This is a genomic window from Methanobrevibacter sp. (genome assembly GCF_036307625.1).
Classification (GTDB): Archaea; Methanobacteriota; Methanobacteria; order Methanobacteriales; family Methanobacteriaceae; genus Methanocatella.
On sequence record NZ_JAXJXF010000140.1, the window covers coordinates 1 to 12,717 of the forward strand.

At 33.7% G+C, this 12,717-nt stretch carries 8 protein-coding genes; 1 reads left to right on the plus strand and 7 read right to left on the minus strand.

What is annotated here, in order from left to right; genetic code table 11:
- The 4 genes from UIB65_RS08975 to UIB65_RS08990 all read right to left on the minus strand — a co-directional run.
- Nucleotides 1–4,042, minus strand: a 4,042-nt coding sequence (locus UIB65_RS08975) for a hypothetical protein (protein WP_330041049.1), incomplete at its 3' end; no start/stop codon positions are given.
- Between the two features lie 416 nt (nucleotides 4,043–4,458).
- The gene (locus UIB65_RS08980; RefSeq protein WP_330041050.1) at nucleotides 4,459–4,824 is read right to left on the minus strand and encodes a DUF2283 domain-containing protein; all 366 of its coding nucleotides are present in this window, start codon (nucleotides 4,822–4,824) and stop codon (nucleotides 4,459–4,461) included.
- Nucleotides 4,821–5,132, minus strand: coding sequence for a hypothetical protein (locus tag UIB65_RS08985; RefSeq protein ID WP_116592881.1), 312 nt, complete (start codon nucleotides 5,130–5,132; stop codon nucleotides 4,821–4,823). Before UIB65_RS08985 ends, UIB65_RS08980 begins: the two co-directional genes overlap by 4 nt.
- Before the next feature lie 294 nt (nucleotides 5,133–5,426).
- Nucleotides 5,427–6,632 (minus strand): MFS transporter, encoded by a 1,206-nt coding sequence (locus UIB65_RS08990; RefSeq protein WP_330041051.1) that lies wholly within the window; start codon nucleotides 6,630–6,632, stop codon nucleotides 5,427–5,429.
- Nucleotides 6,633–6,703: 71 nt separating this feature from the next.
- On the opposite strand from UIB65_RS08990, the gene UIB65_RS08995 reads away from it, so the two are divergent.
- Nucleotides 6,704–7,162: a helix-turn-helix domain-containing protein gene (locus UIB65_RS08995; protein ID WP_330041052.1), complete on the plus strand. Its 459-nt coding sequence runs from the start codon at nucleotides 6,704–6,706 to the stop codon at nucleotides 7,160–7,162.
- Nucleotides 7,163–7,187: 25 nt separating this feature from the next.
- Here UIB65_RS08995 and dmpI read toward each other — a convergent pair whose 3' ends face one another.
- The 3 genes from dmpI to UIB65_RS09010 form a co-directional block, all read right to left on the minus strand.
- A complete protein-coding gene (gene dmpI, locus UIB65_RS09000) occupies nucleotides 7,188–7,373 on the minus strand; it encodes a 4-oxalocrotonate tautomerase DmpI (protein ID WP_058738979.1) in 186 nt (61 codons plus the stop codon).
- 295 nt (nucleotides 7,374–7,668) lie between these two features.
- Nucleotides 7,669–8,823: a tRNA uracil 4-sulfurtransferase ThiI gene (gene thiI / locus UIB65_RS09005; protein ID WP_330041053.1), complete on the minus strand. Its 1,155-nt coding sequence runs from the start codon at nucleotides 8,821–8,823 to the stop codon at nucleotides 7,669–7,671.
- A 293-nt stretch (nucleotides 8,824–9,116) separates the two neighbouring features.
- Nucleotides 9,117–12,717: Ig-like domain-containing protein (locus UIB65_RS09010; RefSeq protein WP_330041054.1), on the minus strand; the 3,601-nt coding region annotated here is incomplete at its 5' end.

A 12,717-nucleotide genomic window follows, 5' to 3' on the forward strand; every position in this document is an offset into this window, starting at 1 on the left:
CACCAGCACTAACTAAAACTTCACCGTTGACTGCTTCATCCATTTCAATATTGACAACAGCAGTTTCACCGAAATTGATGTTTTCTACTGTAATCTTTAAGTTAGAATCAGCAGGAACAGAAGCAGCTTTAACAGTGAAGTCATTTTGATAGAAGTCCCAGTCTCCATAAACTGTTTCTTCACCATGGCCAAATTCTACCCGAATATGTGTACCTTCATCAAGAACACCTAAATCTATTGCAACTGGTCCTTTACCGATGATGTCTTCTAAAGATTCTTTGGAATAGATTTGATTGTCTTTGAATATTGCATATTCATTGTACCAGCGTGGGAACCAGTCATCAACATCATCCACATCAGGAACAATTTTTTCAGAATCCCCAATGATAATTTCAAGTGAATAACCGTCCCAATCACCTTCAGGAATATCTGCGTAAATTACGGTGTGCACGTCACCATCTTCAGTGGTTGAACCCATTGTGAAATTCATGTCTCCTTTTTGTTTTACAACTGTGAAAGTGCCGCTGCCGATTTCAACAGACTCATCACTACCTTTAACCAAATAGACAACAGCATTATAATCACCAACATCAAGGAATCCATATTCATTTAATAATTCTTTATTGAATTCTCCAGGGGTAACTTTCCACAAGTCACAAAGTTCCATTTCACCATCGTCATCTTCCGCATAGAATAAAGTGGTGCAATTGAATGCCAATTCATCATTAATATAAATTAATATTCTGTTGGATTCAGAGAGTACATTATCACCGAATTTGAAAGTGAACAGGAACGGCACACCATATTGATATCTGGATTCATTAAGAATTACAACTCCCGCATAATCCGGATTGAGATTGCATGTAATGTTTCCATTAAATACTTCAGTATAGTCAGGACTGAAATATTCTTCAGCATATACACCATCAATATATTCACCAATATTTGAATGGTCATCCAAACCGCCAGGAACACTTGAGTAGTGAACAATTCTGATATTATAAGTACCTGATTCGTTAATTCCCAAATCAGCCAATGTTATATCCAGTTCAGGAGCTCCTTGAGCATGACCTGTTAAACGGAAGAGTTCAAGTTCTCTTCCCCAGTAACTTCTGACATAACTTAGAAATGCCTCTTCATCAGGAGCAAATCTATCCTTATAATCATCATCTTCTTCTCTCCAATTGAAATTATCTTTCCAGGTATTGAAGCTTACATTTCCTAAATTCTCAACTTTTTTTCCGTTTACATATATAATGAAATATCCTCCACCAAGATCAATGTAGATGGATTGTCTGTTTGAATCTGACCAGAGATGTATTGCAGTATCAGATTCATGCAATATCAAATCATCTGAAACTTCAAAGTGGAACTGTTTTTCTATATCCTCTTTTAGAACAACCTTATAGAGATAGTCATCAAATCGGATACGTTTTTGGATTAATGAATTGACCCCATAAGTAAAGCTGACCAATATGTCTTTACCTTCAGGAAGCATGTCCATAATTTCATCCAGTCCGATAAAGTATGTATAACCTACACTTCCATAGTCATATTCCTTATCGCATTCAGACAAGGATTTTGAAAATATGTCAGTTGTGCCGTCATTAACAGTTACAGTTCCTTCAGTTATATTAAGTGCATTGGATATTGTTATAATAACAAATCTACCATCAAATTTAGGACCCATCAGTTCAGGATCGTTTGTGGTTCCTGTAGTTAGATTACCATAGAATGCATCAAATTCTAGGCGTTTTAAATCAATATCATCATGTCCAATGAAATATGTACCATTATCTTCTAAAATGATATCATTATATTCGTTATCTTCTGTAATTGCAGATTCCCCATTTCCAAATTTAGCTTCAAGACGGAAAGTCAGCATATCCTTATCTTTGAATTTTGTCATATCCAAAGGAACTTCAAATCCAAGCGCATGTCGACTTGAACTGTAGAATCCATAAAGATCACGCACATTTAAAGTTTCATATTCCTGCCCATTTAAAATTATATGAAGAGTTACTTCAATACCGTCAAACTCATCTTTTTGCGGAATAAATACACGACCCACATCAACATATGAAACCTTTTCAAATATGTATCCATCTTCATCTTGAGTGTTGAATTCGAATATAATGTCTTCTAAAAATTCTTTTTCGCCATCCTCTTGTTCTTCACCGTCAACATGACCTATCCTATAACGATATACTTCAGAATCAGCATTTGTAACAGTAAGAGTGAATATTCTGAATGCACCGTCAGCTTCAAATCCCAAATCACTTAAAGCCCATACTTTCCATTCACCATAATCCTGTGAAGTAATTTCATAAATTTCTTCATGAATTTGTTCCAAATCATCATCAGTTTCTTTTTCTGTAATAATTGTTACAGTACCTTCAGCATTTTGAGGAACATATAATCTCATGGTTTCGGTAGTAAATTGAATCATTGCTCTGAAAACATCTTCATTAAATTCAGATACGCTTATTGTCTTATTTAAAAGGATTTCAGAATATTCACCATTACCAAATTCAACTGCAATGGTGTAGTCTCCTGCTTGAGAGATTCCTAACGCTTCCAAATCCCAATCATTGTATGTTCTGTCATTTTCATCATCGAATTCAACTTCCCATGACACCACTTCATCATCATTTACATATATGTGGAAAATAGCTCCTTCATAATCTCTTGGAGCATCAATTGATATTACATTGCCTTCAGCATCTGTGTAAAGAATTCCTCTTTCATCGTTTTCATCCCAAATACCAATGTAAAGTTCATCATCTTCAGAGTTTAATTCTTCAAATCTGATAGTGTTTTCACCTAAAAAAATCTTGTACTCCTTGCTTGCAACTTCATTGCCGTCTTCATCTAAAAACGCGAAAACAACAATATCCTCATCTGAAAGATTATTCCAATTAGTTAAGCTATTTGGTGAAAATGAACAGACATAATGTCCATCACTCTCCCTCCACCAGTGAGTGCCTTCTTCAAAGTTGACTGATTCCTCGAATAAAGTGTAATCTCCACTGGTTACAATTACTTTACCATCTGTAACATCACTTGGAAGATTAATCCATACAAAATTATTGTCATCATTTGCGGATAACTCATCACCAGACACATCAATACTAACATGATCTCCAGGATTGTGAGCATCCGATTCAAATCTAATAATATTCTCATTAATCACTAATTTATAGTTAGCACCATTCCATATTTCATTACCTTCCTCGTCTAAAAAAGCAAATCTGAATACGGTTCCATCATCGATATCTTCGAAAATATACCTGCCGTTATCACTTAAGGAAATATCATATATATGATCATCTCTAATATGATTAGGATTAAAATCATTTAAAGCTTTATTAAATAAAAATATATCCTCTTCAGCCACAATAGAAATATTTCCATTCATGTTCTCTGGAACAGTGAGAGCAGCTATGAAATATCCACTTAAATCTGGAGAAGAAACATCAAATCCTTGTGAATCATCATCAAGCCAAAGTTCAAAAGAGTTTTCCTCACCTTCATTTTCTCGAGGCAATACATTAAAAGCAGTACTTGCACTTCCGCAAGTTACAGAATAATATCCAACAGGCAAATCATAAAGTTCTAAAGTTCCAACACCACCATTAGCAATTAAAGAAAAAGTTTGATTTGAAACAGTTATTTGAACTTCACCATCTGGCCCATGATAAATAACAGTTGCATTTTCACCTTCATAAATATCTGAAGCAGAAATGCTAATCACATTAAAATTAATATCTGTTGAATTAGAAATTATATCCCTTTCTGAAGATTTGAGAGCGTCAATGCCTCCCCGATTAGATACCAATTCATCATCTGAAACAGCGACAACTTCCTTCTCACTGTTTTCAGAAATTTTTTCATCATCAACAAAAGCATCAACAGACACTTCGTCGACATCTTCACTAACTGTCAGATTGTCTGATGAGACATCATCACTTGCACTGACAGCTCCAATTGTTAAAATAGCCAGCAACACCAATGTTACCAGCATCAGTTTTTTATATTTCATATGAAAAACCTTTTTTATATAATTAAGTAAAAATATATTCAAAGTGAATACAATATTATGTTTACTAAATAACTTATTTAAATCACATAAAGATGAATATTTCATTAACAATAAATGAAAATAGTAAATAATAAATATTTTTTTACATTGAAAATGAAAGGAAAGATTTTACTAGAATATTTAAAAAAAAACATACTTGAAAATTAGACAGTTTTAAAATAATTATCTTAGGCAATGAAAATATCACTATATCATAGAATTTGTAGAACTATAGATGTATTCCATTTCTTTTCTGACGGTTGAGCTTTTGAAACTGTTCGTATAAAACGTATGATATAGTTCGCAACATTATCAATTTTCAGTAAATCTCAACATATTATTTTTAAATAATTATGTGGTTTAAAGAGTAAATAATGTTATGCTGTAACCAGTTCAGATTCAATAGCAGGAATACCATTTAAATTAGTTGTGATTCTATTCATTCCAAAAGTTTGTGTTTTATTATAGACCGGAACTGCTAATTTGACTTTTAAATTTATAGCTTCTTCAGTGATTATTGATTGAATAGTAATTTTAGTCAAATTATTAAAATGACTTTTATCCAGATTGAATATTTTAGATGCATTTAGAAATTCAAATGCAACAGGTTTACCATCTTTATCAATATCCAGAATCACATCATTGTCTAATTCAAGTGAAACTTCATATTCATAATCATCCACACAATATATGAATAATGAGTCTCCTTGACGGTCATAATCATATACTACTTTGTTGTTCATTTTCTCACCCTTTGATTTCTATAAGTTTCCATAACAGTTACAAACTTCACATCTTTATTATCATTTATACCTATCACTAATGATATATCTTTTGTAGGTCTCTGATTGTGTTCAAAATATAATCGAAATTTATTGTAATCTTGCTTGATAATCCCCATTAATGGATTGTGTAAGAATGTTTCAAAGATTAAGCCAAAATCTCCAATCCGTTGAATATTCCTAACATCAAAATGTTTAGTATCAGGCATGAACGATTCATCACAGGAATTAATTATTTCAATTGCCTCTTCAATAGAATAATCTCTCATTTTTAAAACCTTTATTTTATATTTTAAAAAATTTAATTTAATATTATTTTAAATTACGAATTTTATAAGCTTTTTGTTTTAAATGAATACAATATTATAAAGTTAAAGCAATTTTACAAAAGTAGAGCAATTTTTATAAAAGAAATTTCCCAAAGACAAAATCTATAAAAATACGAATAATTCGTATAAAACGTATGATATAGTTCGAATACTTATCGATTTGCCCACTAAAACTCAAATATATAATTAATAGAAAGAAAAATTTAAAAAATTAGATATTGGAAGCAAAAATAACTAATTATCCAATGATTCATCAGCATATTTAAATTTACTTCTTGAAAACAACCAGACAATCAATGCCGCAACAGAAACCGCACTAGCTGCCATCATTACATATGACCATCCCCCCAATGACCATAAAAGAGATGCAAGAGCACTTCCGACAGCCCCAAATATAAAGTTATTCACAACAAAAACCGTATTCAGTCTGCTGCGCTCACCCTGAGATAAGTTAAACAATCTTGTCTGGGTCAAGACGCTTACTCCCTGAACTGCAACTGAAAGTACCGCTGCAACAATCACAATGGCAATTATTGAATCACTGAATGCAAAGCCGCACACCATACTAACAAGGCAAACCACAATGAACGCTCCGAGCGCAGGTATGCTCAAGCCTTTGTCCTGCAATTTTCCGATTCCCACACCAAATACTGCCGCTGCAAGACCTGCCAGACTTACAAGCCCAATTTGGAACGTGTTATAGTTAAATGGATCTGCGGACAGAAGAAATGTTAAGGAAGTCCAGAATATGTTGAAAATCAAACCGAATATCAGTCCTGAGTGCAGTAATATGTTCGGCAAGGACCTATGATTTTTAAAGGTGGTGAAAACACTTGCCAAAAGTTTCCCATATGATTTAAATTTGTTTTTTGCAGGAATTTCCGGCAATACATAAATCATTACCAAAACCATGACCAGATTCAAGGCGGCCGCTATTACATAAACTGATCTCCATCCCCAAAATCCTGCAATGATGCCACTTACAAACCTTGAAAAGAGGATACCGGTTGTTATTCCGGATGATACAATTCCAACGATGTGGCCACGTTCATCCTCACGGCTCAAATCCCCTGCAAGAGGCAATATGATTTGACCGGAAATTGTTACAATCCCCATACTGAAGAGTGACAGTGACAATATGATAAATGAAGGAGATATGGCACAGGAGACCAAAGCCAATACGGACAGAACCATTACAATAGCTATCATACGTTTTCTTCGAACAAAATCGCCCAAAGGCAAAATAAAGAGAATTCCCATCGCATAGCCTATTTGGGTTGCAGTAACCAGAAGTCCCCCATTTGCTGCGGGAAGACCGAAACCATCCATTATCTGGACAAGCAACGGCTGGGCCCAGTACAGATTACCTATTGCAAGACCTGAACATATCGCAAACAGTATCGCCAGGAATTTAGTCATGACTATCTCATTATCATTCATATTATCGCACCAATTAAAATTTTCTAATCAAATATTTAAAAAATAGGGTATTTAAAGATAAAGTGGCATCAATGACATCTAAAAAACTTAATATTAAAACATATATAACAATAAACATGACTTTAAATCCAAAAAAACTTGCATATTACGAAAAAAAGTATGAGCGAAACCCCCTGGAAGACACTCTCAAATTCATGAGCAACAAGTGGACACTGCATGTTTTAAGAGACCTGTTTTTAGGAAAAAGCCATTTCAATGAATTTAAAGTCAACAGACCCTCACTGGACAACAAGGCACTGTCAAGATGCCTTAAGACAATGCAGGATAATGGCCTTATTTACAAGACAAATGAGGGCAATGATCCAAAAAATACCCAATATTTCCTAACCAAAAAGGGAAGGTCACTGAATAAGGTATTCTATGAACTGTTACTGTTTGCTCTTGAAACGGATGTCGACAACGAACATTATTCGGAATATGAAAAAATAGAATTGAAAGAAATGTATAAGGAAATATTGGATTTAAAATGAAAAGAATGAATTTTTAAAAATCCATCTATTCCTGATTACTTAAAAGAACACCACCGACTCCAACATTGTCAAATTTCCTTTCGTTGAACAGCACATATATCATTTCTATCGGAAGGCCTGTGACTCTTGAAGCGGATTCGCTGAATTCTTTTGCTAAAATTTCTTTTTGCTCTTTTGTTAATTCTCCTATATCAAAACTTATAACTGGCATATTATCACCAATTGAAAATTAAATTTTTCTAAATAAAAAGTTAATGTGACATGAAAGCCACTTAATTAATAACTATACCCTCTTGAAAAAGCCACTATAATAACGAACTATTCGTATAAAACGAATCTAAAAACAAACAATATCAAACATTAACATATAAATATGAAAATAAAGGAAGACTACACAGAGAATAGCACAACAAAGCAGAAGAAAAAAATGAAAAAATAGCTAAAACCATATGCAAGCATATATTTCGCCAAGTCATAAAACTTAAAAAAAAAGAAAATACGAAAACTCAATCGAGTCTTCTAATATTATCAAAAGCCTTTTCGATTTCAACATCCTGATTCATGTCTTCACATGCTTTTTTAACACGCTCTAAATCAGCACGGGTTTCAGGATATCTTGGAACAGCACTGCATCCCCCATCATCGATTTTAGATATTTCAAAGGTCCCAATCGTTTTAGCAATTTCTGTAATTTCCTCTTTATCCAAACCAATTAATGGAGATAAAATAGGCATATCCACACCATATCTAGTCGCCAATATGTTTGATAAAGTCTGTGAAGCAACTTGACCTACACTGCTTCCATCAACAATTGCATCAGCACCCAATTTAAGAGCCAATTTTTCAGCTATCCTATACATTCCAGATTTGCATAAAACACAGGTCATTTTCTCGGGAGCCTTCTCTTTAGCAACGCTCAAATATTCACCATAATCAACAACTCTCCTTTTAATAGGAGTGCCTTTGGCATAAATATTAAGCTGATCCACCAATAGATTAAAGTTTTCAGTAACTTTTGGACCTGAAAATGGGTCATTGTTACAGTGTAAAGCTACAACTTCACAACCCCTTTTCATCATCAGATATGCTGCAACCGGAGAGTCTATACCGCTTGAAAGCAGCACGACAACTTTTCCCTGGGTTCCCAACGGTAATCCGCCAGGACCTTTTATTTTTTCATGAAAAATGTAAGTGTCATCATCCCTTACTTCAACAAATATTGTCAAATCAGGATTTGTCAAGTCAACGGGAGCCAAAACAACATTTCTTACAACACCTCCACAGTGAGCTGCCATTTCCTGTGAAGTAAAGTCATGCTTTCCTACACGACGGCATTTAATTGCAAATTTGGTGTTTTCATCAATCAAACCTTCCCCGATTAATTCTTCAACATATTCCGTTAATGTCTTGTCAATGTCTTCATAACTTGTACGTGTTGAAGTAGCTGGAGAGTAAGACACAACACCAAATACTCTGTTTAACTTTTCTACACCATCTTCAAAATCCTTAGGATGAATATATATTCTTCCCTGATTTCTATCCACATCACAATCAAAAGTAGCCTTAATATTTTTAACTAGCTTTCTTTCAAAACGTGACCTTATTTTAGGACTTTTAAGCCCTATTTCACCATATCTGGCAATAATTAAATCATAATTCATTTAAACAACTCTCTAAATTTTAGTACACGCTGAAAAAAATAGCAATCCCTTCAATACTAGTTTTTAAATATAACAGCAAGTATATTTTTTATACTAATATATAATAAAACTTTTCAAGAAATACCAAGTTAGAAAAAAGATACAGATTAAAAGGCAAAATAAAATAATTGAATGTGTAGCTCATTAAAATAAGTTTATAATTGCAAACATCAATTTTATCATGCCCGAAAATAAGCATTTGGGCAGGAATATTATTTCAAAAAATTAAAAAAAATAGAAGAAGATAAAAAAGATTATCTTCTTACTTTAACTGTTCTTTTTACGGTATCCTTCAAGTAAGTAATTGCATATCTATACTTTTTGCCTGCCTTAAGTTTCTTAATGACATTTTTCTTAACGGTTACTTTTGCAATACCTTTTTTGTTGGTTTTCACTTTGTATTTTTTACCCTTAAATTTGAATGTCACTGTCTTCTTTTTAAGAACCTTTTTGCCTTGTTTCAATTTTGCTTTCAAGACGAGTTTTTTAGCAGATTTCTTGACTGTAACTACTTTTTTACTGGATATTACCTGTTTTACTTTAATAGTGTTTTTAATGGAATATCCTTTGTATGTTGCCTTAAGGGTATACTTTTTAGGAGTAAACTTCTTAGTTAACTTGATGGTAATAACACCTTTCTTGTCTGTTTTGAGCCTGTAGATTTTCTTACCTATTTTGACTTTAATTTTCACTCCTTTTCCAACAGCCTTACCATTATTGCCAATGACCTTAAATTTGTATTTGAAGTTACTGTTATAGTATTTGGCAATGTTTTTATTTCCAGATAGCCTTTTAACAATCTTAAGAGTTTTAGTCACTGTCTTACCAGTGTCAGGATTGATAATTATCACCTTGTAGGATCCCACAGATAATTTCACATTAAGTTTTGCAACTCCCTTATCATTGGTTTTAACAGTGTAAGATTTGTTTTTGATTTTAATCTTAACCTTTTTGTTTGCTATCGGATTTCCATTAATGTCAGCAACTTTAAACTGATAATCGACACCACTATTGTATCCTCGAACCATATTAGAAGCTATGATTTTAGTTTCAATTGTTACATTAGATGAATAACCTCTTGGAGCATATTTGTTATCACCGGAATATGAAATAACAACATTATTTACTCCATTGCCCAATTCCGGAACAGTAATCTTTGCACTGCCGTTGACCAATGATGCAACATATGTTTTATTTCCAATTGTCACAGTCACATTGCCTGTTGCATCAGCCGGCGCATGGAAAACAATGGTTTTATCCACAGTCCCAATACCGAAATCATAATCATCAACCGGCAAAACACTAAATGCAGCTTCTTTAACTACAGTATCATAATTTGGAAGCTCAATTTTGGTAATTGTAGTGTAGTTTCCAACCGCCAATGCCATAGTCCAGTTGCCAACGCCGTTTACAACACTTACTTCCAATGTAGTTCCCGCAACAGTAATCAGATAAGTTCCATCAATATCCGCAAGAACATTAATGGTGACATTATCCGGATAAGTCACGTTTTCAACACTAACAACAACATTATTAATTGCATTATCCACAATTATTGTAATACTGTCACGAGCAGAATCATGACTGCCATCACCTGAGTAATCAGCATAAACCACATAACTTCCAGCATCCAAACCAGACAATACAAATGACTCTTTGACGCTTAAAACTTTGATTAATGTACCATTAGCAAATTTATATGTTACAGTACCTGTTGCATCACCAGGAAGACCCTGAGTAATGCTAATCACACCACCATAAACAATTTCAGTAGCATTAGCAATAATGTTGAAATTAGTTCCAGTTTGAGCAACTTCAAAGCTTGTGGTATTTGAATTAACATTATAGTTTTCATTACCCTCAAATATCACGCGAACAGAGTAACTTCCAGCACTTAAACTGCCAAGATCAAATGAACCGATGCCGTTTTTAACAGCGACTTTAACAACATTATCTCCGACAATAACAGTATAATTGCCATCCAAACTTGCAAATACATTACCAGTTACATCAGCAGTGTAAACTTTATCTAAAACCTCAACACTCAAAGTAATATCTGCTTTAGAAACAGTAAACGGAACAGAAGTCACATTATTTTCATAATTATCATCAACATGCTCAACGACAATGTCATAACTGCCGGCATCCAAAGCAATTTCAACATTGCCCACACCATCTAAAACATCAACAATGAACTTTTTACCGCCAACAACGACAGCATACTCACCATCAACATCAGCAAATACAGCAACATTGGAAATTTCACCATAAACAACATCAGAAGAATAAACTAAAACATCATTAACAGCCTTATCCACAATTATTGTTATACTGTCTTGAGCAGGAGCATAATTACTATCCCCACTGTAATTAGCATAGATTACATATGACCCTGCATTCAAATCAGACAATGCATATGATTCATTGATGCTTAAAACTTTGATTAATGTACCATTAGCAAATTTATATGTTACAGTACCTGTTGCATCACCAGGAAGACCCTGAGTAATGCTAATCACACCACCATAAACAATCCCAGTGGCATTGGCAATAATATTGAAATTAGTTCCAGTTTGAGCAACTTCAAATGAAGTTTTATTAACGGCAGAGGCATAATTGTCATTGCCTTCAAAACTTACAGAAGCTTCATAAATGCCGACACCCATAATACCAGCGTCAAATTCACCAATACCATTTTTAACAATGACAGATGTTACGAATTTACCAATTCTCACATTATATTCTCCATCAATACTGGCAAATACATTACCTGCAATATCAGCACCATAAACCTTATCTAAAACTTCAATACTTACGGAAACATATGCTTTATAAACAGTAAACGGAGTAGAGGTTATATTGTTTACATAATTATCATTCACATACTCAACGATAATATCATAACTGCCGGCATCCAAAGCAATTTCAACATTGCCCCTACCATCTACAACATCAACAATGAACTTTTTACCGCCGACAACAATAGCATACTTACCATCAGCATCAGCAAATATAGCAACATCAGATTTTTCACCATAAACAACATCAGAAGAATAAACTAAAACATCATTAACAGCCTTGCCAACGGTTATTGTTATACTGTCTTGAGCAGGAGCATAATTATCATCACCAGAATAATTAGCATGAATTACATAAGACCCCACATTCAAACCAGACAATATATATGATTCATTGACGCTTAAAACATTGATCATTGTACCATTAGAAAATTTATATGTTACAGTACCTGTTGCATCACCAGGAAGACCCTGAGTAATGCTAATCACATCACCATAAGTAATCACAGTGGCATTAGCAATAATATTGAAATTAGTTCCAGTTTGAGCAACTTCAAAAGCAGTTTCATTTTCTGTAGGATTGTAATTGTCATCACCTTCAAAGCTTACGAAAGCAGTGTAGTTGCCGACATTCAAGAATCCGACATCGAAACTTCCAATACCATCCTTAACAATGACAGGAACCTCATAATTACCAATAACAACACCATACTCACCATCAACACTAGCAAATACATTACCAGTAACATTAGCACCATAAACCTTATCAAAAATTTCAACACTCAAAGTAACATCCGCTTTAGAAACAGTAAACGGAACAGAAGTCACATTATTTACATAATTATCATTCACATACTCAACGATGATGTCATAACTGCCAGCATCCAAAGCAATTTCAACATTGCCCACACCATCTAAAACATCAACAATGAACCTACCATCACCTATAACGACAGCATACTCACCATCAACATCAGCAAACACAACAATAATGGAGTTTTCACCATAAACAACATCAGAAGAATAAACTAAAACATCATTAACAGCCTTATCCACA